The sequence below is a fragment of the Bartonella sp. MR100HLJHH genome, from assembly GCF_042194215.1.
Lineage (GTDB): Bacteria > Pseudomonadota > Alphaproteobacteria > Rhizobiales > Rhizobiaceae > Bartonella > Bartonella grahamii.
In genome coordinates this window covers 135,672-155,675 of record NZ_JBHIMR010000002.1, presented here as the reverse complement: position 1 = coordinate 155,675, position 20,004 = coordinate 135,672, and the positions used below count along the sequence as shown (strand labels likewise).

Below are 20,004 nucleotides of genomic sequence, written 5' to 3'. Positions count from 1 at the left end.
AAAACACTATCCGTACTGTTGATCCGGTAAAGTTTCCCACGGAGATTACCGTGATGTTGTACATATTTATCATTTCATTGCACAAAAAACCGTGCTGCCGTTGCTTAAACTTTATATGATTTGCCACAATGGGAATATCTTTCCAAGATTGAAAAAAATTTCATAATTTGGCATAACAAATAATCCCTTGTTCTTCGCGCTCTTGAAGTGTTCAATCGCTCAATTTACCAAAAGATATTCGACCTCACAACTTGTTTATTTACGTCCCTCAATACGGATGAAGCGGATGAAAAAGCCAGCATTTTTGAAAAGAAAAATAAAGAGCATTTAATGATTCAAACGCTTTAAGACTACACAGAATACTCCATTCATCTTTGAACGCATCTATTTCTGTAAAGAGAGCTAATAATGCTTATATAATCTGAATAATATTAGTTTACTTACCATATGATAACCGATTGATAACGATAACGCTAAACACAGAACTTACATCACCCCACCGCAAAATAGTGTTTTTATGATATAACAAAAAACGATTACTTCACACCGCAATATATATTAAAAATTGCATCAATAATCCATAGCATTTTTATAAAATACTATGAAATTTGAAAAATTCATACAGAACATATGTCATTTACACCACAATAAAACTACATTTTGTTTATTTAAAAAACATTTTGTATATTAAAAATATCTCCGTTAATAATATAGAATTGCGTTTACGACTTACCAAAACAGATGATACAATAAATACAATAAAAACAATAATATAATTTAAACTTATTTCTAAATTAACAAAAAAACTACAGCTTATAATTTAAGTTAAAAACTAAAATTGAAAAGTTGACAGAATCAATAAACTATGGAAATTACATAAAAATATAATACAAAATGTGCAATTAAACACTTTGTATTAACAGCACATTAAACACATAATGAAATTATGCATCATAGGATGCCACGGTGCTTTTTTTGTTTTGTTTAAAGAGTGTAATGAAAAAACTTTTTTGATTAAATCTTTTAAATTTGGATCATTATAATGAAAATATTTCAAAAAATCGCGTTATATATTGTTACAATAGCCTTTTTCTTTTCACAGGTTTTGGAAGCTAATGCTTATTATTTGAATAGTCATTCTCAAGGTTCTAGTTTTGCTTCTACAGTGTCAAAAGAAAATAAAGTTGTTAAAGCTATTGATATGATTATGGATCATATTTCAACACAAAGCACTGAACAAGATTTTAAAAAAGGTGTTGTAAAGGTAGGAGTTATGATGGGACTTGCACCAGCACTTTGGGGTCTTATTGCGTATTTTTCATGGTTGTTTTCTAAAAAGCGGGCTCCCTATCGTACACCGGGTCAAAAAGCATTTGATGCTTTTGCAGACAGTGCGTGGATGCTCGTTTAAACAACGTTTTACTTAAATACAGTTTAAACAGTAAGCTTATTTAATACTTAATAACATAAACTGTAATTCAGATTACAGTTTATGTTTTTTTATATTCAATTAATATTGTTAACTTTTCCCCACTCTACATGATAAATAAAATTTGATCAGCTATATTCACACAAATGCAATGCGATAAATTGAACACTGTTTGATATGATAATATCTCTCTCTCATTTATGCACCCCCACCCTTAAACCTACCCCTGAAATTGCAGCACAAAAGATAATTCGTTACACGCTAAAAAATCCACCTAAATGCAAAAGCTGTAACAACGCTCAACTTCGACTATTTGAATAACAGCAATCATTCAAACTTTAACCAACACGATAATACGCCTATTCTAAACGATTTATGTACCACCTCATCCGCAACACATTGCCAAATATCCGTACATTTCCCCGAAAAATTTTCACACTTTTACGCATAGTAAAAAAAAGATTAACTTTAATCATGTTGCTCTCCTTAAATTGACAACGGATTTTAAAAATGACTAAAAAAATCAAACAAAAATAGAGAGGTAAGTTACGAAAACTACAGGGTAAATTTTACTGCCCCAAAATGTCTATTTTCCCCCGCCTGAACAGTCAGAGGAACACTATAAAAATTATTTTCATTGAAAAACAATTACTTATAATCTAGGGAAGAAAAGTAAAAATCTCCCCCAGAAAAAGAGATTATCTTCAAAATTATCAAAAAAACAGCACAATTTTAGTGATCTTTTTATTTTTTTTCTTTTGATAAAAGAGAGCTGGCAGGTGTCTTAGGCGCCCCTCCGGTAGGTTCCCAATTCGCAACAGCCGCTAATTCCTCAATAACATCCTTTTTTAACTTACCATTTTTCTTATTGTGTAAATCATATTGATCAGCATTCTGTTGCAACCATTTTGCAAGCGTTCCTTTAACAGTTTTACCACCCTCAACCTCACTCACCGCTTCCCATGCCGCAACAATAGCAGCAAGCTTTGGAGCATAACGTGGATGCGTTGGATCTTGAAACGCATATTTTTGATCCTTAACGTCACGAGAATCATCCTCAGGGAAAAAAACTTTAGGTCTCTTACCACGCAATAAAAGCCATTTCCTCAAATCATCTAGGGAAACAGAAGAATATTCAGCAATAGGATCGTTCAAATGCCCCACCCGAAAACCACTAAGATAGTACCATTCTACCCTTAATTTTCCCTCTTTTGCTTCTCTTACTATGTCACTATAAACAGCTCGGAACAAAGCAATTTTATCAAACGGTACTCGCTTCTCTCCTTCACTACACAGAGATTATACTCCCCTCACATTGCGCACTTATCACACTTTTTAATAATCCCACAACCACACCCTTCCTTGTGATACACAAGAAAATGATTTGAATTGCTTCAATATAAGAAGTTTTGAAGTGAGAGGAAACCTACTGAACTTTGGGCTTTCATGCAAGATATCAGGCAAGTTACAAGGCGATAAATGCCCCTTCATAAAGCATAAATTTTTATGCGTGATCAAACAATTTGATATGATAATGTCTCTCTCATTTATGCACTCCCCCCCCTAAACCTGTATGCACTCCCCCCCTTAAACCTGCCCCTGAAATTGCAGCACAAAAGATAATTCGTTACACGCTAACAAATCCACCTAAATGCAAAAGCTGTAACAACGCTAAATGCGCGTAAATATCATAAGAATACTGGCTTACACCTCCACAAGCAGAATGAGTGGCGTAAAACTGTACAATAAAATGCCATACCCATAATAAACCGTGCTAAAGATTGTCGCAACACTGGGAGCTAAGGTGTATGATGATGCCGGCTTGCTCTTTTATGAAGCGTAAAGATTAAGAAGACTCAATAGAGTTTATATTATTTCATGGAAATTTTGTCGCTCTACCCTTCTATACTCTTCACAGGGGTCCCCTCGCGAAATGGGCTTTTGTCCCTTGAAAAAGGTCTCCTTTAAAAGAATCATCTCAAATTCCAAGAGCTGTTACAGTCTTTTGAACGCATAAAATGAATGATGACGCCAAGCCTATTTCTTTCCCTACATTCTCGAGCATCAATACATTGAAACACTTCATTCAAACGCCCCTTTAGCAAAATAAAGCACATTGTCTCTTAATTTTTTCACGCAATCATTTCTTTCATGTGACCATACTTCTTGATAAATCTCCTTTGCTTTCTTGACTTCCCAGCACTCTTTTTTCTCAGTGCAACCTTTTTGCAATTTTTCAGTTTTTAACTTTTAGATTGACTTTTGGTTTATTTTTCTTATGGTTTAGAACTATTCTAAAGTGCAGAGGGACAGAAAATGTTGAGATCGTTTTTTTCATTTGTACAACGTAAAGCTCTGTTCTTTCGTTCAGCACAAAAAATGATGCTTCAAGCGCTCAAAGTAAAAGAGCAGCATGCAGCGCTCTATTTGAAATATGCAAAAGCTCTAGAATCTTATTCCTCTAAGGAAGCGGCGGTTTTTACCGCCATGGGGCTTCAAGAGCTTGAAAATTATAAGGAACTTTTGTGCCTTACTTGCCATAATCGTGCAAACACTATCGGTTCATTATGTGACCGAACTTCTCTTGTAAAAAGCAAGAGTAGCCATCCCTCTAAAAAAACAACAGTGGCCAATAACACCGTAAAAAAACCTTCGAAAACGCAAAGACAAACACTTTTGACTTGGATTCAACCAGGTCTTGCAGGATTAATGGATGGCTCTGTCTCTACCCTTGCCCCCATTTTTGCAGCAGCTTTTGCCACAGGAGACACACATCAAACTTTTTTGATAGGGCTTTCAGCTTCTATTGGTGCAGGACTTTCGATGGGTTTCACAGAAGCAGCCCACGATGACGGTAAATTATCAGGGCGTGGTTCGCCATTAAAAAGAGGTCTTGCCAGCGGCATTATGACAACATTAGGGGGGTTGGGCCATACTCTTCCCTATTTGATCAACTCTTTTTATGTAGCGACAGTTATTGCATTTATCATTGTTTTTTTCGAACTAGGCGCAATCGTCTGGATCCAAAACAAATTCATGTCAACTCCCTTTTGGCGCGCCTCTTTACAGGTCATCATTGGTGGTGCTCTGGTTTTTGCCACGGGTATTCTTATTGGTAGTATCTAAAAAATCTTATCTGTAAACATAATTTAGATCTCAAATAAGCGCATGTCCTTAGGTATAAGCCATCATTGATGATGCCATTATTGAAAAATACCATTAATGGTGTCAGATGGTGTTTTGGAATATTCTAGATCAGCAAGCTCTGGGGACAACCTATATCAACAAACCTTTATCGACTTGGTTTTATGGATATCTTTTGTTAAAGTACCATTTCTTTCTAGACCTCATATTTTGGAAATACCTTGATCATGTCGCACTCTGAAACCAACACCCCTCTAAACAATCACCCTGTCTCTTCTCAACCTTCACATGCCCAGACTTTATCCGTTCAGCGTCTTGCACACGGACAAGATTTAGAACTTCCTCACTACGCAACGGCTGGTTCTGCGGGTCTTGATCTACGTGCAGCAATTGGAGAAGAAGAAACCGTGGTCCTCACACCGGGGCAACGCGCCCTTATCCCAACGGGTCTGATCTTTCATCTTCAACCAGGTTTTGAAGCACAAATACGTCCACGCTCTGGCTTAGCCTTAAAACACGGCATCACATGCCTCAACACTCCAGGAACAATTGATAGTGATTACCGTGGTGAAGTCAAAGTCCTTCTTATCAATTTAGGACAAGAAGACTTTTCTATCCAACGGGGAATGCGCATTGCCCAAACAGTCATCGCCCCCGTATCCCAAGTCAATGTTTGCGCCATTGAACCAGAGCAAAATACCCAAAGCCATAACGAGAGCCGTGGAACAGGAGGTTTTGGTTCAACGGGGCATACTTAAGAAGCTCTGAAAAAATCGCTACTCTCAAAATATAACACTCGCAACCACTCTTTCACTGGAAGTCCTTTGGGCTTTTAAAGTGTAGAAGGAGTGTGCATGTGCCTTCAAAGTTTTTTACTAAACGGAACCTCTAAACAATCATCCTTACTCTTCCTCTGTCTCTTCTCAATCTTCACATGCCCTGACTTTATCCCTTCAGCGTCTTGCGCTTGGGACAAGGAAACTTCCTCACTACGCAACGGCTGGTTCTGCCGGTCTTGGATTTACAAACAGCAATTGGTAAAGAAGAAACGCTTGTTCTTGCCCTTGGGCAGCGGGCACTTATTCCAACAGATCTCATTTTTCATTTATCACGGGGGGCTTGAAGCACGCATCCATCCACACTCTGACTTAGCCTTAAAACACGCCATCACATGCCTCAACACTCCAAGAACGATTGAGTGTGATTATCCGAAAGTGAAGTCAAAGTCCTTCTTATAAATTTAGGCCAAGAAGACTTTTCTATCCAACGGGGAATGCGCATTGCCCAAACAGTCATCGCCCCCGTATCCCAAGTCAATGTTTGTGCCATTGAACCAGAGCAAAATACCCAAAACCATAACGAGAGCCGTGGAACAGGAGGTTTTGGTTCAACGGAGCATACTTAAGAAGCTCTGAAAAAATCGCTACTCTCAAAATATAACACTCGCAACCACTCTTTCACTTAAAACCCCTTGGGCTTTTAAAGTGCAGAAGGAGTGCGCATTTGCTCTCAAAGTTTTTTACTAAACGGAACCTCTAAACAATCATCTCTCAATTACGTTTCTTGCGCTATACAAAACTTCGTTATCACCAAACACCCCTCCCCCATAACAAAAACATTGGCATTAATCATTGAGAGCCCACATACCGCTTGTAATGTCCACAGTCTATACATCATATTGATTTATAATAATTAATTATCTTGCAACTTAAATGAGAAAACTCAATACTGTAAGATTTTTTCATTGCAAATCTATTTATATTACATCAATCAAAAGCATGTCTCTCACGTTCCAAATGTGGCTGGCATGTAGATAAAAACTGGAAAAATACCTATAATGAATACTTGTACTCAGCACTGTCACAACATTGGGAGAAAATATAAATACTATAATGGTGCTCACTTGCTCTTTTGTTAAGCATAAAGATAGTGAGGTTCAATAGATTTTTTATTATTTTACGGGGGGCTTTACCGTCATACCATTTATAAACACCGTCGCAAAAAAGGCTTTAAGATGTATTAAGACACACAACAACCACTCCTGCTGTTTTTCTTGATCGTACCTCTTGAGGCAAGATTAGTAGAGCTTAATCCTACACAACCGATTCAATATATGAACCCCATGCGTAATATCAAACCCATGCGTATTTGGTTTAATAAATCCACGACAAAACCCTCATCAATTTCACTCTACGACTTTGAGTAATATGCTTTGCTTCCTGCAACAAAGGCTGTTTTTTATCACTGGTCAGAAGCAGCTCCTGAAATATTAGCGTTTACCGCAGTGCCCGTTGTTACGGCATCCACATGCCCCACAACGTTACCACCCGCTCCATCGACAGTAGCGTCCGCTACCCCTGTGGTTTTATTATTGATCACACCTTTTGAGGTAAGATTGGTAGAGTTTTGCAATCCTACAAGACCGATTTTATTATATCCAGCCATGCGTATTTGATTTAATAAATCGATGACAGCACCATAATCAATTTCGCTATCAGCTTTGATTAAAATTTTTGTCTCTAAATTTTGCGTAGTTTCCCTCAACAAAGCTTCTCTCAAAGCTGCTTGTTCTACAAGATGATCACCAATGTAAAGAGAACGATCTTTTTGCAACGTAACATAAAGAGGTTCATCAGACTGAACCACTGAAGGTACTTGAGTTATAGAAGGAAGCTGAACGGGAATGACAGATGTTGCCAAAGGTGCAGCAACCATAAAAACAATAAGCAACACCAATACAACATCAATAAAAGGGGTCACATTGATTTCGCTTTGCAACCCACTCTCATCTGTATCCCAATCATTATTAAGGCTTGCTTTCATTTTTTATGACTTTTCTGTTGTCTTTGTCTATCAAGTTCACGGCTCAAGAGCCTTTCAAGAGCCGCAGCGATATCGCCTAAATCATTGCGATAACCATTCAAAGCACGCATGAAGCTATTATACATAACAACGGCGGGAATAGCTACAAAAAGCCCAATAGCTGTTGCGAATAAGGCTTCAGCAATCCCAGGAGCAACCACATCAAGTCGCGTTGTTTGAGACTGAGCAATCCCAATAAAAGAATTCATAATGCCCCAAACAGTTGCAAAAAGACCAACAAAGGGAGCAATTGCGCCAATGGTTGCAAGAACAGTGCTTCCACATGCAACACGGCGTGTAGCAGCCAACAAGCAGCGTGACAAAAGCGAATGAACCCTTTCTTTTAAACCTTCATGAACATCGCGAACCTTAACATCGCGAACATCGCGGGAAACATCTTCATATTGATTGCTCTCCTCATAAAAGAGAATGTCTTCAAGCGTTTGTGCACTTTCCCTTGCACCGGTTCTTTCCCCAGAGCTTTTATTTATCCCTTCAGGAGCAGAAAAATGAACCTGTTGTGTAGAAAGATACACCTCTTTAAGGACTTCTTTGAGAAAAAACACACCAGCCCCTTTGCTTTCTTTCAAGCTAGCTGCCAAACGTGTAAGAGTCTGAGCATTAAGAACCAATTGAAGTTCATGACGTACTCTTCGTTTTGCCAAAGTGATCTCAATAATTTTCACAAAAGCAATTGTCCAAGACATAAGAGAAGCAAGTAACAAAATAATGATAACGGCTTTCACCACCCAATCAGCAGCCATAAACATAGAAAAAGGAGAAAAATCATGCGCTGTCAATACAGCAGACATATTATCTAAAGGTACTGTTTCAGATTCCATTTCTATCTCACATTCTTATGGTCTTATCTTTTTTATGAGCTGGATCGTCACCCCGCACAGCATCGCTGTTCCACAATGCCACTACCCTTTTAACGTCATTTTCGCATTCCTCTTAAGAAAGAAAACTTGATAAATCAAGTATAGTTTTATTCCACAAGCTCTCTCTTATTCTAAAGAAATCACTCAAGAAATTTGTCTCTAACAATTCAACAAGTTGATCTTAGCCAATCAATTTATTACATAAATTTGGCAAAATGATAGACTCGCAAGGAGTATTGCATATAATATTTTAATTTATAAGAATAATTTATCATCGTTTCTGTTGAATGAATCCCTCATATCGCAAAGCTTCTCTCATTTCAGCAGCTCTTTTAAACCCAACAAAATATTTACTTGCAGAGAATAAGCAGCAAAAATATCATAAAACTCTTGAAGAAAAGGATATGCACATCTCTAACAACCAGTGCACTGAAGTACCACCTATCCCAAAATAAAAATATACCTTACATTTTTAAAAAAGAACTATCGCAATATCTTAAACTGACCACAAGTATAATGGGAGTGCTCGTTTAGCCCCCAAATACATAGAGAGCAACGAACAACAATATTATTTTCTTGTTCTTCTGCAAAAGCATAAAAATGACATTACTTCTGCCGCAAAAGCGCAACAACCATGTTTTTTATCTGTCACAAACCTAAAAAATAAGCCTCAACACGCTTTTAAAAAACTATTATAAGAACTGCGCCACAAGAAACTAAAGAATGGTGCTAACTTCCTGCAAAAGCATAAGACAATTTTCAACGGATGCAATCCTTTACGGGTATTGCCTATCGCATAGGAAAGATTTATTTTATCAAAAACAGTTTTAAATTCGACAAAATGAAAGGAACCAAAAAAAACTTTTGGCGTTACTCAACCAGTGAAAATTTTCACTCCAATGCAAATGATCACTATGAACACACCAATACAAATATAATAAATCAAGAGAGGGAAAGAATATCATGGCTCAGAACAAAACAACACAGCACAATAAAACAGCCGTAGAAGAAAAAGACCTACAAGGACAATTAGAAAAGTTACGCACTGAAATTTCAGGGATTACCTCAACCCTGACAGATCTTGGTGCAAACAAATTTAACGCCGCCAAAGACAAAGCGGAAAAACTATATCATTCAGCGAAAGAAAGTGGTGAAGACATGATGTCTCAAGCAAAAGACAAAATCAGTGATCTTGAACAAACCATGAATCAATGCGTTCGCAAAAATCCTGGCAAAAGCGTTTTGTTTGCCGCAGGGGTTGGTTTTATTCTTTCTCAATTACTGCGTCGTTAAGCAATGCATAAGTTTATCGCTCCTCTTTTAAACCATCTTGTCGGTGGAGGGCTTAAAAGCACTGTCAAGCAAGTACGCCTTCAAGCAATTTGCTATGGGTTTATTGGCATTTCATTCTTCATGTCTTTGCTTTTTTTATGTATCATCGTTTTTATTGCGTTATGTTCTGTTATGAAGCCTCTTGCCGCTGCGAGTATCATGTTTTTAATTTGTCTTTCTCTTGCAGGATTAGGTCTTATCATCAGTCGGGTTTTCAAGGCTTATCAACGCTATGACCAACAAAAAAAGACAGAAGAACAACGCCAAAAACTAATGACAGATGCAACCGTTTCCAGCCTTGCAGCTCTCAGTCAACATTTCCCTTTTGCCAAATTGAGAGTTCCCATTCTGGGACTTGTAACTTATTTTTTGTGGAAAAAAGGTAAAAAAGACCGCTTTTCAAAGTAAAATATGTAAAGCTGTCACTCTAATCCCCCAATGTGCTTTCTTTTATAGCAAAAGAAAGCACATCTTTTCTTATAGTCTCTTTAGCTTCTTCAAGTGCCTGAAAGGAAATCCCTTTCATTTTCGCTAAAAATTCCATGGATCCGATTAAATCTCTTTCAGATTGCAATCCATGTTTCATGAACATAGCAACATGAGGCAATGCTTGCATTAAAAATTCTGGTTTGATTTGAAGCAATGTAGTATTTTTTGAAGATAGAGATAGTTCGTTTCTGCTTTTCTCTATTTTTTCATAAGCCTTTTTTTCATGACCGAAGGTCACGTCATCTATTTGAATGTGTTCATATTTTTCTGAACACTCATGTTTGTTACAATGACTATTCTGTTTAGGGGAAGGAAACGCGCTCTTACATAGCGCTGTAGTAAGCAACCTATATGCATACACGAGCTTTAAACACAACAATTTTTACTGAAGAGAGTTGTCCACCAAGGACTGTGTGGACTATGATTAACTTTTTTCTGATAAAGTTCGTAGTGGAATATTGTCTTGATTTTTAAATAGCGCTTGAGAGGACGTTTTATCAATAATGGTCAATAGGATTATAGCTCCCGTGATCTCTTCGCCAATCTTCTGGTTGTTGAAATTTGCTCGACCATAAGCCATTTTGTGCTTTTTGAGCAGCAGATTGTAGAGTTTTATAGTCTGCTGGAGATGGAAAATTATGCTGATCTTTTGTTAACACCATTAACCCTTCTGCAAGCCCCAAACGTGCCAGATCAACCCCATCCACAAAACATTGTGCATAATGAACCTGTTGAATGACACGTGCTTGCCGACAAGTAACCTTTTTATCGATTGTTTTTGAGACAAGCCACGCAGTAACAAAAGCACCGCACGGCCACTTAACTCCATTGCGTGAAGCAAATTGCCTCATTTCACAGCTTTCCACACCATATAAGCGGATATCACGGATAATCTTTTTTCTCCATCCATCATCCACAAGCGTAATCATTTTAAAGGTCACACCACTTGTAACCTGTATAGCACCTGAATAAACCGGCACATTTTCTTCATAAAATTGTGATGCGAGTGGTTCTGGATGTAACATCACATTTTGTTGGTTTGCATAATCTATCAATTGTGACTTCGGCTTTTGAACAAGGTTTTCTATTGTCTTTTCTGGCACTTTAAAAAAAGAAGATTGCATAAGTTTTTCAGTATGTTGACTGAAATAAAAGTATCCCAAAATAATAATATAAATTAAGACAATATATTTAGGCGATGCTTTAAGATATTTTAAAAGTATCATTTTGAATATTAGTATATTTTTTGTTTATTAATTAAGAAAAGATTAAATATTGTTAATTTATCGATAGAAAAATTTATTTTTTCATTTATATAATTCCTGATTAATATTTTGAATATTAATCTTATTATCAACTTAAACATAAAGCGGGGAAATTTTCATGAAAAACATGAATAATTTGTTCATTAATGAACATACCTTACCAAAAACTACTCTATCCAACACACAAAAGAAATGGTTAACAGCAGCATTGATGCTGTTTATTGCCTTCATCGCACTGAGTGAGCCAGCATTTGCCGCAGGTGACTTTGGAAAAGTTGAAACTGCTCTTGATAAATTAGTCAAAGCTTTAACAGGAAACATTGCAAAATCGATTGCAACCATTGCGGTTGCTGGTATTGGGCTTGCATGGATTGCTGGTTATGTTGAAATGCGTAAAGCTTTCTTTGTTTGTGTTGGCATCGGCATTGTTTTTGGTGCACCACAAATCGCATCAATGTTTATGTCTTAATTCGCTTGACTCTAGCCTTTCAAAGCCATGAAAGAGCACGACAAGCTAACAGAAGATACGTTATTTCTTGCTTGTACACGCCCTGCAATGATTGCGGGCGTGACGGTGGAAGCTATGGGCTTAAATGCGATAGGAACGATGATGTTGTTCATTATGACAGGCAATATTTTTCTTATCACCTTTGGTGTGACGACGCATTTCATATTCAAGGAAATCCTAAAGCATGACCATAACAAATTTCGTATTCTTCTGACATGGCAAAAGACATCTATTTTTGCCAGAAATTCGAGTCTATGGGGTGGGGGAAGTATTTCTCCATTACGATTAATTCGTAATTATGAGGAATTATAATGAATAGAACAGAGCGCAAACGTGAAAAGCAGCCAGAGGCGATCATTCCTTACGTGCGCCATGTCAATAAACACATCATTGCGCTGGATTCACGCGCTCTCATGAGCGTTATTAAACTTGAAGGGATTAACTTTGAGACAGCGGATATTATTGATCTGAATGTGCTTCACGAACAGCTCAATAATCTGTTTAAAAACATAGCGGATGAACGGATAGCGCTTTATAGCCATATTATCAGAAAGCGTGAAACTGTTTATCCGGATGGGACTTTCAGATCGGCATTTGCCAAGCAATTAGATGATAAATATCGCGAGCGGATGGTTTCACAGGAACTTTATCGCAATGATCTTTATCTTTCAATTTTGTGGAATCCACACGTTGATCAAACGGATAAATTAGTGGAGTTTTTCAAACGTTTAGGCAAAGCCAAGCAAGAAAAGACAGAAGTTGATGCAGAGTCCGTTCGCAAGCTTGAAGATATTACAACAGATCTTATTCAAAATTTAGAGCGCTATGGTGCAAAAAGACTGAGCCTTTATGAACATGAAGGTAATATTTATTCGCAGCAAAGTGAGTTTATCCACCAATTGGTGGGAGGTCGTCGTGAACGTATCCCCCTCACATGGGGGACGATAGCTTCAACTGTTTATTCAGACCGTCTCATTTTTGGGAAAGAGATCATAGAAATACGCTATGAGGCGGAACAACGGTTTGCGGGCATGTTTGGTTGGAAAGAATATCCAGCAAAAACCAGGGTAGGCATGGCGGATGGTTTGCTCACGCTTCCCTTTGAGTTTATTTTCACCCAATCTTTTGTTTTCAAGAGCAAAAACATTGCCAAGCAGATTATGGGGCGCAAACAAAACCAAATGGTCAATGCAGGAGACCGTGCGGGCTCACAAATTATGGAGCTAGATGATGCGCTTGATGATCTTGAATCCAATCGTTTTGTTTTAGGGGAGCATCATTTATCATTGGCAGTTTTTGCTGATACGCCGCAAGAGTTAGCGGATAATCTTGCCAAAGCGCGTTCTCGTCTTACAGATGGTGGAGCTGTGATTGCGCGGGAAGATTTAGGGTTAGCGGCGGCTTGGTGGGCACAATTGCCTGGCAATTATGCTTATCGCACCCGCTCTGGTGCAATAACAAGCCGCAATTATGCAGCGCTTTCTCCTTTTCATTCTTTTCCGGTTGGAAAAATAGATGGCAATGTGTGGGGACCAGCAGTAGCCTTGATGAAAACCTCTGCTGGTTCACCGTTTTATTTTAACTTTCACTTTGGTGATTTAGGCAATACGTTTGTTTGTGGTCCCTCTGGTTCTGGGAAAACGGTTATTGTCAATTTTCTTTTAGCACAACTTCAAAAGCATGATCCCAATATGGTCTTTTTTGACAAAGATCGGGGTGCAGAACTTTTTGTCAGAGCGGGTGGCGGCACTTATATGCCCTTGAAGAATGGTAGACCGACAGGCATAGCACCGCTAAAAGGCTTAGACTATAACAATCCAGCAGATAGAGTTTTTTTACGCCAATGGATTATAAAGCTTGTTTCTTCTGAAGATCAAAAGATCAGTGAATCAGAAAGACAAGACATTACGGCGGCTGTTGAGCAGCTTGCCTTGTTGCCAAAAGAACAACGGACGATCTCCGCCTTACAAATGTTTTTTGACACCACGCATAGGGAGGGGATATCGGGTCGTTTAGAAAGATGGTGTAAAGGCAATGCCTTAGGGTGGGTTTTTGACAATCCTGATGACGACATTGGCATTGATGCAAAATTTATTGGTTATGACATGACGGATTTTTTAGACAATGATGAAATTCGTCCACCTTTAATGATGTATCTTTTTCATAGGATTTTGTCTCTGATTGATGGACGTCGTATTATCATTGTCATTGATGAGTTTTGGAAAGCCTTAGAGGATGATTCCTTTAAAGCCTTTGCGCAAGACAGGCTGAAAACTATTCGTAAACAAAATGGTTTGATGTTGTTTGCGACACAATCTCCCAAAGATGCGATCAATTCGACCATTGCTCACACCATTATAGAGCAATGCCCCACACAGATTTATTTTCCTAATCAAAAGGGCAATCATGGGGATTATGTAGAAGGTTTTAAATTATCGGACAGAGAATTTAACCTGATACAATCAGAATTAAGCCGTGAGTCACGGCGTTTTCTCATCAAACAAGGGCAAAGTTCAGTTGTAGCAGAACTGAATTTACGCGGCTTTGATGATGAAATAGCCATTTTAAGTGGCACCACCAAGAATATTGAACTCCTAGAGACCATTATGGATGAAGTTGGACAATCTCCAGAAAAATGGCTTCCTATTTTTCAAGAAAGGTCAAAACAATGAAAAAACTTTTATTGGCAACAGCTCTTTGCGCAGCTTCATTTGGCTTTCAAACAAATGCCTTTGCACAAATGCCTACATTCGATTTACAATCTTTTACGCAAGGGGGAAAGCAACTTGAACAATTGAAGCAACAAGTTGATAAAGCAAAACAGCAAGTTCAACAAGGTGCACAACAGCTTGAGCAATTAAAGAGCCAACTCGATCAAGCGAAACAATTATATAACTCCTTGAATGTCAAGCCTGACATCTCGGGATTGAAAGACATGTTTAACAAGCAAGGGAGCAGTGGCGCCCTTCCTTCAGATTTTAACCACTTTCAACAATCGATGGGCAGCGGCGGTGGCGGTGGCGGTGGCGGTGGCGGCAGCAAAAACACGCAAAAATGGCAAGAAGAACTTAAATACAAAGAGCCCGCGGGGGGCGCAGACTCAAAAGAGGCAGTAGATGCTTTTTACGCACAAGAAGTGAAAAAAGCTGAACAGCGCGTAGTAGGACAAGCAGCCAAAGGACAAGACGTCTACGAAGAAGCCAGTGAAACACAAAAAAATATTACCAAGCTCCTTGACGAACTTGGAAGTACTGAAGATGCGGGTAAAATTCAAGGCATTCAAGCACAATTAGCAGCGGTACAAGCAGACCTCCAAGCAAAAATACTACAAATGCAAGCTGCCATGATGATTCAACAAGCAGAAGAAAAAGCTGCAGAAAGACGTGAAATAGAAGAATTTAAAGCACGAACCAAAGCTTTGGCCCAAAAAATGCGTGGTCAATAAAGAGTAAAAAAGAGGGGCTTGAATATGAACAAGATCATCATAACAACATTGCTACTTTGCACAGGGCTGATCACGACTGGTTGTGAAAAAACCTACAGCGTAGAAGAACTTAAAAAAAATAAAAAACTGATGGAAGAAGTATTAGTGAAATGTTTGACGTCAGGGGATTTGAATTCGAAAAATTGTAAAAATGCAGAGCAAGCTGAATTTGAAACCCGTAAAAAATGGAGAGGCTTTGGCTCGACAAATGACGATAAACAAGAATCTGAAAAGAAACAGGACAATAAATAATGAATAAAGTTCTCATAACAACATTGCTACTTTGCACAGGGCTCATCACAGCTGGTTGTGAAAAAACCTATAGCGTCGCAGAATTTAAAAAAGATAAAAAATTGATGGAAGAATGGGGAGCAAGATGTGGATTTGCAGGAACTTCAAAAAATTGTGAAAACCTAAGAGTAGCAGCTTTAGAACTTGAAAAGGAACGCCGGAAAAAAGCTGAAGAACATAATCGCAAACTAGATGAAGAATTTAAAGCTAAACAAAAAGCTTGGATTGAAAAAATGAGAGCTGAGAATGAAAAATTCCGAGCTGAACAAAAAGCAAAAGAACAAGCCGAACGAGAAGCAGAAGAGCGTGCTAAACAACAACAGGACAGTCATTAATCATGAATAAAGTTCTCATAACAACATTGCTACTTTGCACAGGGCTCATCACAGCTGGCTGTGAAAAAACTTATAGCGTCGCAGAATTTAAAAAAGATAAAAAATTGATGGAAGAGTGGAATGCTAAATGTGGATTCGCAGGAACTGCCAAAAATTGTGAAAACCTAAGATTAGCACAACTTGAACTTGAAAAGGAATATGAAGCGAAAGCTGAAGAAAGAGCTCGTAAAGCTCAAGAGAACCTTGATAAAGCATTTGAAAAAACCAGAATTAGATTGAGAGAGGAGATTCAAAGAAATCAAGCTGAATATGAAAGAAGGCAAGCTGAACAACAAGAGAAAGAACGAAAAGCAGAAGAGCGCGCTAAAGCTAAACAACAACAGGACACCCATTAATCATGAATAAAGTTCTCATAACAACATTGCTACTTTGCACAGGGCTCATCACAGCTGGATGTGAAAAAACCTATAGCGTTGCAGAATTTAAAAAAGATGAAAAATTACGCCTAGAGTGGGATGCGAAATGTGGATTTGCAGGAACTTCAAAAAATTGTGAAAACATGCGGTTAGCATTTTTAGAACTTCAGAAAGAGTATGAAGCAAAAGCAGCAGAAAGAAGTCGTAAAATTGCAGAAGAAAATCGTAAAAGAGAAGAAGAAGATATAGCTGAAATGAGAGCCAGACTTAAAAAAATGGAAGCTAACACTAAAAAAAAATTAGCTGAACAAGAAGCAAAGCGACGTGCTGAGGAAGAACGAAGAGCAAAAGAGCGCACGGCAGAAGAACAACAAAATAACCATTAAGACACAATGAAGAGCGGAGCATCTCAATGGCAATAGTAACCAAAGGCGTATTTTCTTATATCGACAATATGTTAATGAATCCCATTACAAAAACAATGGATAACATCTATTGCGCTTTAGCTGCTCAACTTAAAGAACCTTACAGACTATACAATAGATTTATGGCAACATTATGTCGCTGCCCTAGATTTATCATCACTGGTTATAAAAAACCGATAACCTAGCATAATTTAAAAATTGTGCTCAAACCTTGTAAAACTGAAAGAAAGAAGGGGAAATATCTATGAATAAAGTTCTCATAACAACATTGCTACTTTGCACAGGGCTCATCACGGCTGGATGTGAAAAAACCTACAGCGTAGCAGAATTTAAAAAAGACGAAAAATTACGTAATGAGTGGACACCTAAATGTATGTGGAAAAAGCCTTCTAAAACAGAATCTCCTCAAAATTGTGAAAACTTAGGAAAAGCACTAGACGAACTTCGTGAAGAATCCTTTCAAAACTATCTAAATAAATATCGTAAAAATGACGATAAGAAAAAAATGAAAGAACAATCTGAAAAGAAAGAGGACAGTAATTAAATCATAAAAATTTGACTCCGTATGGAACACGAACCCCATATGATAAGGAGCGGAGGAAAGACAATGGCAGCGTATGATATATTTACTAAGATAGACAATATGTTAACGGATCCCATTACAAAAACAATGGATAACATCTATTGCGCTTTAGCTGCTCAACTTAAAGAACCTTACAGACTATACAATAGATTTATGGCAACATTATGTCGCTGCCCTAGATTTATCATCACTGGTTATAAAAACCGATAACCTAGCATAATTTAAAAATTGTGCTCAAACCTCAAAAACTGAAAGGAAAAAGGGGAATATCTATGAATAAAGTTCTCATAACAACATTGCTGCTTTGCACTGGAATTATCGCTGCTGGATGTGAAAAAACCTATAGCGTCGCAGAATTTAAAAAAGATGAAAAATTACGCCTAGAATGGGATGCGAAATGTGGATTTGCAGGAACTTCAAAAAATTGTGAAAACATGCGGTTAGCATTTTTAGAACTTCAGAAAGAGTATGAAGCAAAAGCAGCAGAAAGAAGTCGTAAAATTGAAGAAGAAAATCGCAAATCAATGGAAAAATTGAAAGCTGAACAAGACGCTTGGATTGAAAAAATGAGAGCTAAACGAGAAGCAAGAGAACGCGCTAAAAGAGAAGCTGAACAACAACAAAATAACCATTAAGACACGATAAATAACGGAGCATCTAAATGGCAATAGTAACCAAAGGCGTATTTACTGACATAGATGATATGTTGATGAATCCCATTACAAAGACAATGAATGAAATCATTCACAATCTCTCATCAAGCTTAGGTGCTCCGCTTAAGCTGTCTTGTACAATTTACATTATATTTATGGGCTACAATATCATCTATGGGCGCTCTTCCATGCCCTTATGGGAATTTATAGTGACAACTTTCAAACTCGGCATCGTTGTTTCACTTGCCACAAACGCTGCTCTTTATAATGAGTGGGTCAGTGGTATATTTTTCCATGATCTGCCAAATGCCATTTCAAATGTCACACAAGGAGCACATGTGGATCGAAATGTATGGGACAATATGATGAACCAAGCTGGAGCACAGGTTTTGGACGCAGCAAACCAGTACACAGGTCTGACTCAAATGGGGATGTTTATTGCGACATGGATTGCTGGTTTTATCTGCCTAGTAGTTGCTGCCTTTTTTTGTCTAGTCGGTTTTGTTGTTTCATTATTTGCTAAACTGGGATCATTTCTTGTCCTATCAATAGGACCACTCTTCATAAGCCTCTATATATTTTCCTCAACCAGAAAATTCACAGAAGCATGGTTAGGGCAAGTTGCAAACTTCATCATTTTATATGTGTTAGTCGTGCTGCTTGGTGGTTTATATGTTAACATTTCAATGAACGTTTTTTCAAGAGGTATTGACAATATCTTCACTACTTTAATTCAATTCTTGGTTGTTGGTATTGGTGGTATTTTTCTTTTCCTCAGACTCCCTGATATCGCATCAGCTTTAGCCTCTGGGGGGGCTTCTCTTACAGGATCAGGACCAGTCGCTAAAACAACGGCTCAACTAACAGGTAAAGCTGCTAAAGCAACAGCCAACACGATAACGAAGGGCGTTAAAAAACTAGCATCACTATTAAAAAAGGTCTAAGTTCAAATGCGGGAATTTAAAAAAATTGGGGTCATCTTACCATTTCTCTTTCTCAGTGGCTGTGTGTCTTCACCAAACACACTGAAGTCACTCCCAAAGTGTGATGGATATTCTAAACGTCCACTCAACAGATCAATGTGGAATTGGGAAGGGAAAAAACCCACGCCCACGCCCATTATCATCAGTAACAACACCCCTTCACCCCTAAAAGAAGGGAAGCTGGAAACGCTTCTGGCACAAAAATTAACGGATGAAGAAATCAAATCTTACAAAAATTGCGGGCAAAAAGCATGAAAGAAAAAGACATAGAACAATACATTGCTGAAGCACGCTCGTTTGATCAAGATCGCATGCTCGCCTCACGCCGCACCACCCGCGTCTCGCTTGCCATTGCCGGCATCGCGGTTGCTGTTGCAATAATGTCTTCTCTCGCGGTCATCACCCTCACACCCCTTAAAACCGTGGAACCTTTTGTCATCCGTGTGGACAATTCAACCGGCATTGTCGAAGTTGTGGAAGCCTTAAAAGAAGGTCCCACCAATGTCGACGAAGCAATCACACGCTACTTTGCTGCAAAATATGTCCGCTCCCGTGAAGGCTTCACCACAGAAGAAACACAACACAACTTCCAAACCGTCTCTCTCCTCTCTTCTTCTGAAGAACAGGAAAGATTTGCCAGCTGGTATGGAGCAAGAAATCCCCAAAGTCCTCAAATTCTCTATAAAAACGCCGCCGTTACAATAACAATAAAATCAATCTCCTTTATCAATGACGATGTTGCCCAAGTGCGTTACTACAGAACCATTCATGACAACGAAAACAACAGAGAATTCGTCACCCACTGGGTTGCAACACTTACCTTTGAATACATCAATGCCCCTATCTCTGTCCAAAACCGTTTGATAAATCCTCTAGGGTTTATTGTTAGTGAATATAGAACCGATCCGGAAGTGGTCAACTGAT

23 protein-coding genes and 1 pseudogene are annotated in these 20,004 nt (G+C 38.2%); 19 read left to right on the top strand and 5 right to left on the bottom strand.

Features of this window, described 5'->3' with window-relative positions; all coding sequences use genetic code 11:
• Positions 1-1,042 precede the first annotated feature (1,042 nt).
• Positions 1,043-1,411 carry a hypothetical protein gene (locus ACFIJ7_RS01905; RefSeq protein ID WP_375635567.1) on the top strand — a complete coding sequence of 123 codons (369 nt, stop codon included), beginning with the start codon at positions 1,043-1,045 and terminating at the stop codon, positions 1,409-1,411.
• Between the two features lie 762 nt (positions 1,412-2,173).
• Here ACFIJ7_RS01905 and ACFIJ7_RS01900 read toward each other — a convergent pair.
• A complete protein-coding gene (locus tag ACFIJ7_RS01900; RefSeq protein ID WP_375644482.1) occupies positions 2,174-2,584 on the bottom strand; it encodes a hypothetical protein in 411 nt (136 codons plus the stop codon).
• Positions 2,585-3,745: 1,161 nt separating this feature from the next.
• Here ACFIJ7_RS01900 and ACFIJ7_RS01895 point away from each other — a divergent pair.
• The 3 genes and pseudogenes from ACFIJ7_RS01895 to dut (ACFIJ7_RS01885) all read left to right on the top strand — a co-directional run bounded on the left by ACFIJ7_RS01895 (position 3,746) and on the right by dut (ACFIJ7_RS01885) (position 5,978).
• Entirely contained in the window at positions 3,746-4,555 is an 810-nt protein-coding gene (locus tag ACFIJ7_RS01895; protein WP_375635564.1) for a VIT1/CCC1 transporter family protein, read from the top strand.
• A 245-nt stretch (positions 4,556-4,800) separates the two neighbouring features.
• Positions 4,801-5,331, top strand: coding sequence for a dUTP diphosphatase (dut, locus tag ACFIJ7_RS01890; RefSeq protein ID WP_375644481.1), 531 nt, complete (start codon positions 4,801-4,803; stop codon positions 5,329-5,331).
• Positions 5,332-5,512: 181 nt separating this feature from the next.
• Positions 5,513-5,978 (top strand): annotated as a pseudogene (gene dut, locus ACFIJ7_RS01885) (dUTP diphosphatase).
• An 836-nt stretch (positions 5,979-6,814) separates the two neighbouring features.
• Here dut (ACFIJ7_RS01885) and ACFIJ7_RS01880 read toward each other — a convergent pair.
• A complete protein-coding gene (locus ACFIJ7_RS01880) occupies positions 6,815-7,396 on the bottom strand; it encodes a biopolymer transporter ExbD (protein WP_375644480.1) in 582 nt (193 codons plus the stop codon).
• Positions 7,393-8,277, bottom strand: coding sequence for a MotA/TolQ/ExbB proton channel family protein (locus tag ACFIJ7_RS01875; RefSeq protein WP_375644479.1), 885 nt, complete (start codon positions 8,275-8,277; stop codon positions 7,393-7,395). Before ACFIJ7_RS01875 ends, ACFIJ7_RS01880 begins: the two co-directional genes overlap by 4 nt.
• Positions 8,278-9,279: 1,002 nt before the next feature.
• On the opposite strand from ACFIJ7_RS01875, the gene ACFIJ7_RS01870 reads away from it, so the two are divergent.
• Positions 9,280-9,609 (top strand): YqjD family protein, encoded by a 330-nt coding sequence (locus ACFIJ7_RS01870; protein ID WP_273787730.1) that lies wholly within the window; start codon positions 9,280-9,282, stop codon positions 9,607-9,609.
• 3 nt (positions 9,610-9,612) lie between these two features.
• Positions 9,613-10,056 (top strand): hypothetical protein, encoded by a 444-nt coding sequence (locus ACFIJ7_RS01865; RefSeq protein WP_375635560.1) that lies wholly within the window; start codon positions 9,613-9,615, stop codon positions 10,054-10,056.
• A 19-nt stretch (positions 10,057-10,075) separates the two neighbouring features.
• Here the strand turns inward: ACFIJ7_RS01865 and ACFIJ7_RS01860 are convergent, their stop codons facing one another.
• Both ACFIJ7_RS01860 and ACFIJ7_RS01855 read right to left on the bottom strand, forming a co-directional pair.
• Entirely contained in the window at positions 10,076-10,483 is a 408-nt protein-coding gene (locus ACFIJ7_RS01860) for a hypothetical protein (protein WP_375635559.1), read from the bottom strand.
• Between the two features lie 151 nt (positions 10,484-10,634).
• Positions 10,635-11,363: a nuclease gene (locus ACFIJ7_RS01855; RefSeq protein ID WP_375644478.1), complete on the bottom strand. Its 729-nt coding sequence runs from the start codon at positions 11,361-11,363 to the stop codon at positions 10,635-10,637.
• Positions 11,364-11,520: 157 nt separating this feature from the next.
• On the opposite strand from ACFIJ7_RS01855, the gene ACFIJ7_RS01850 reads away from it, so the two are divergent.
• The 13 genes from ACFIJ7_RS01850 (at position 11,521) to ACFIJ7_RS01790 (ending at position 20,003) form a co-directional block, all read left to right on the top strand.
• Complete coding sequence (locus tag ACFIJ7_RS01850; RefSeq protein ID WP_375635557.1) at positions 11,521-11,871, top strand: TrbC/VirB2 family protein; 351 nt, start codon at positions 11,521-11,523, stop codon at positions 11,869-11,871.
• 27 nt (positions 11,872-11,898) lie between these two features.
• A complete protein-coding gene (locus ACFIJ7_RS01845) occupies positions 11,899-12,222 on the top strand; it encodes a type IV secretion system protein VirB3 (protein WP_375644477.1) in 324 nt (107 codons plus the stop codon).
• Positions 12,222-14,582, top strand: coding sequence for a VirB4 family type IV secretion/conjugal transfer ATPase (locus ACFIJ7_RS01840; RefSeq protein WP_375644476.1), 2,361 nt, complete (start codon positions 12,222-12,224; stop codon positions 14,580-14,582). Before ACFIJ7_RS01845 ends, ACFIJ7_RS01840 begins: the two co-directional genes overlap by 1 nt.
• Entirely contained in the window at positions 14,579-15,355 is a 777-nt protein-coding gene (locus ACFIJ7_RS01835; protein WP_375644475.1) for a type IV secretion system protein, read from the top strand. The genes ACFIJ7_RS01840 and ACFIJ7_RS01835 overlap by 4 nt, the downstream gene beginning before the upstream one ends.
• Positions 15,356-15,379: 24 nt before the next feature.
• Positions 15,380-15,646 (top strand): EexN family lipoprotein, encoded by a 267-nt coding sequence (locus tag ACFIJ7_RS01830; RefSeq protein WP_375644474.1) that lies wholly within the window; start codon positions 15,380-15,382, stop codon positions 15,644-15,646.
• Positions 15,646-16,020, top strand: coding sequence for an EexN family lipoprotein (locus tag ACFIJ7_RS01825; protein WP_375644473.1), 375 nt, complete (start codon positions 15,646-15,648; stop codon positions 16,018-16,020). Before ACFIJ7_RS01830 ends, ACFIJ7_RS01825 begins: the two co-directional genes overlap by 1 nt.
• A 2-nt stretch (positions 16,021-16,022) precedes the next feature.
• Positions 16,023-16,415: an EexN family lipoprotein gene (locus ACFIJ7_RS01820; RefSeq protein WP_375644472.1), complete on the top strand. Its 393-nt coding sequence runs from the start codon at positions 16,023-16,025 to the stop codon at positions 16,413-16,415.
• A gap of 2 nt (positions 16,416-16,417) precedes the next feature.
• A complete protein-coding gene (locus ACFIJ7_RS01815) occupies positions 16,418-16,822 on the top strand; it encodes an EexN family lipoprotein (protein WP_375644471.1) in 405 nt (134 codons plus the stop codon).
• A gap of 283 nt (positions 16,823-17,105) precedes the next feature.
• Positions 17,106-17,405, top strand: coding sequence for an EexN family lipoprotein (locus ACFIJ7_RS01810; RefSeq protein ID WP_375635551.1), 300 nt, complete (start codon positions 17,106-17,108; stop codon positions 17,403-17,405).
• 311 nt (positions 17,406-17,716) lie between these two features.
• On the top strand, positions 17,717-18,079 hold the full coding sequence (locus ACFIJ7_RS01805; protein ID WP_375644470.1) for an EexN family lipoprotein: 363 nt from the start codon (positions 17,717-17,719) through the stop codon (positions 18,077-18,079).
• A gap of 26 nt (positions 18,080-18,105) precedes the next feature.
• Positions 18,106-19,041, top strand: a complete 936-nt coding sequence (locus ACFIJ7_RS01800) for a type IV secretion system protein (RefSeq protein ID WP_375644469.1) — start codon at positions 18,106-18,108, stop codon at positions 19,039-19,041.
• A 6-nt stretch (positions 19,042-19,047) separates the two neighbouring features.
• A complete protein-coding gene (locus ACFIJ7_RS01795; protein ID WP_375644468.1) occupies positions 19,048-19,335 on the top strand; it encodes a type IV secretion protein VblB7 in 288 nt (95 codons plus the stop codon).
• Positions 19,332-20,003 carry a virB8 family protein gene (locus ACFIJ7_RS01790; protein ID WP_375644467.1) on the top strand — a complete coding sequence of 224 codons (672 nt, stop codon included), beginning with the start codon at positions 19,332-19,334 and terminating at the stop codon, positions 20,001-20,003. Before ACFIJ7_RS01795 ends, ACFIJ7_RS01790 begins: the two co-directional genes overlap by 4 nt.
• Position 20,004: the final 1 nt, after the last annotated feature.

Excerpts from the sequence above, each read along its gene's own strand:
- ACFIJ7_RS01905 (WP_375635567.1), top strand. The coding sequence starts at position 1,043 with ATGAAAATATTTCAAAAAATCGCGTTATATATTGTTACAATAGCCTTT.
- ACFIJ7_RS01895 (WP_375635564.1), top strand. The coding sequence starts at position 3,746 with ATGTTGAGATCGTTTTTTTCATTTGTACAACGTAAAGCTCTGTTCTTT.
- dut (WP_375644481.1), top strand. The coding sequence starts at position 4,801 with ATGTCGCACTCTGAAACCAACACCCCTCTAAACAATCACCCTGTCTCT.
- ACFIJ7_RS01880 (WP_375644480.1), bottom strand. The coding sequence starts at position 7,396 with ATGAAAGCAAGCCTTAATAATGATTGGGATACAGATGAGAGTGGGTTG.
- ACFIJ7_RS01875 (WP_375644479.1), bottom strand. The coding sequence starts at position 8,277 with ATGGAATCTGAAACAGTACCTTTAGATAATATGTCTGCTGTATTGACA.
- ACFIJ7_RS01870 (WP_273787730.1), top strand. The coding sequence starts at position 9,280 with ATGGCTCAGAACAAAACAACACAGCACAATAAAACAGCCGTAGAAGAA.
- ACFIJ7_RS01865 (WP_375635560.1), top strand. The coding sequence starts at position 9,613 with ATGCATAAGTTTATCGCTCCTCTTTTAAACCATCTTGTCGGTGGAGGG.
- ACFIJ7_RS01855 (WP_375644478.1), bottom strand. The coding sequence starts at position 11,363 with ATGATACTTTTAAAATATCTTAAAGCATCGCCTAAATATATTGTCTTA.
- ACFIJ7_RS01850 (WP_375635557.1), top strand. The coding sequence starts at position 11,521 with ATGAAAAACATGAATAATTTGTTCATTAATGAACATACCTTACCAAAA.
- ACFIJ7_RS01845 (WP_375644477.1), top strand. The coding sequence starts at position 11,899 with ATGAAAGAGCACGACAAGCTAACAGAAGATACGTTATTTCTTGCTTGT.
- ACFIJ7_RS01840 (WP_375644476.1), top strand. The coding sequence starts at position 12,222 with ATGAATAGAACAGAGCGCAAACGTGAAAAGCAGCCAGAGGCGATCATT.
- ACFIJ7_RS01835 (WP_375644475.1), top strand. The coding sequence starts at position 14,579 with ATGAAAAAACTTTTATTGGCAACAGCTCTTTGCGCAGCTTCATTTGGC.
- ACFIJ7_RS01830 (WP_375644474.1), top strand. The coding sequence starts at position 15,380 with ATGAACAAGATCATCATAACAACATTGCTACTTTGCACAGGGCTGATC.
- ACFIJ7_RS01825 (WP_375644473.1), top strand. The coding sequence starts at position 15,646 with ATGAATAAAGTTCTCATAACAACATTGCTACTTTGCACAGGGCTCATC.
- ACFIJ7_RS01820 (WP_375644472.1), top strand. The coding sequence starts at position 16,023 with ATGAATAAAGTTCTCATAACAACATTGCTACTTTGCACAGGGCTCATC.
- ACFIJ7_RS01815 (WP_375644471.1), top strand. The coding sequence starts at position 16,418 with ATGAATAAAGTTCTCATAACAACATTGCTACTTTGCACAGGGCTCATC.
- ACFIJ7_RS01810 (WP_375635551.1), top strand. The coding sequence starts at position 17,106 with ATGAATAAAGTTCTCATAACAACATTGCTACTTTGCACAGGGCTCATC.
- ACFIJ7_RS01805 (WP_375644470.1), top strand. The coding sequence starts at position 17,717 with ATGAATAAAGTTCTCATAACAACATTGCTGCTTTGCACTGGAATTATC.
- ACFIJ7_RS01800 (WP_375644469.1), top strand. The coding sequence starts at position 18,106 with ATGGCAATAGTAACCAAAGGCGTATTTACTGACATAGATGATATGTTG.
- ACFIJ7_RS01795 (WP_375644468.1), top strand. The coding sequence starts at position 19,048 with ATGCGGGAATTTAAAAAAATTGGGGTCATCTTACCATTTCTCTTTCTC.
- ACFIJ7_RS01790 (WP_375644467.1), top strand. The coding sequence starts at position 19,332 with ATGAAAGAAAAAGACATAGAACAATACATTGCTGAAGCACGCTCGTTT.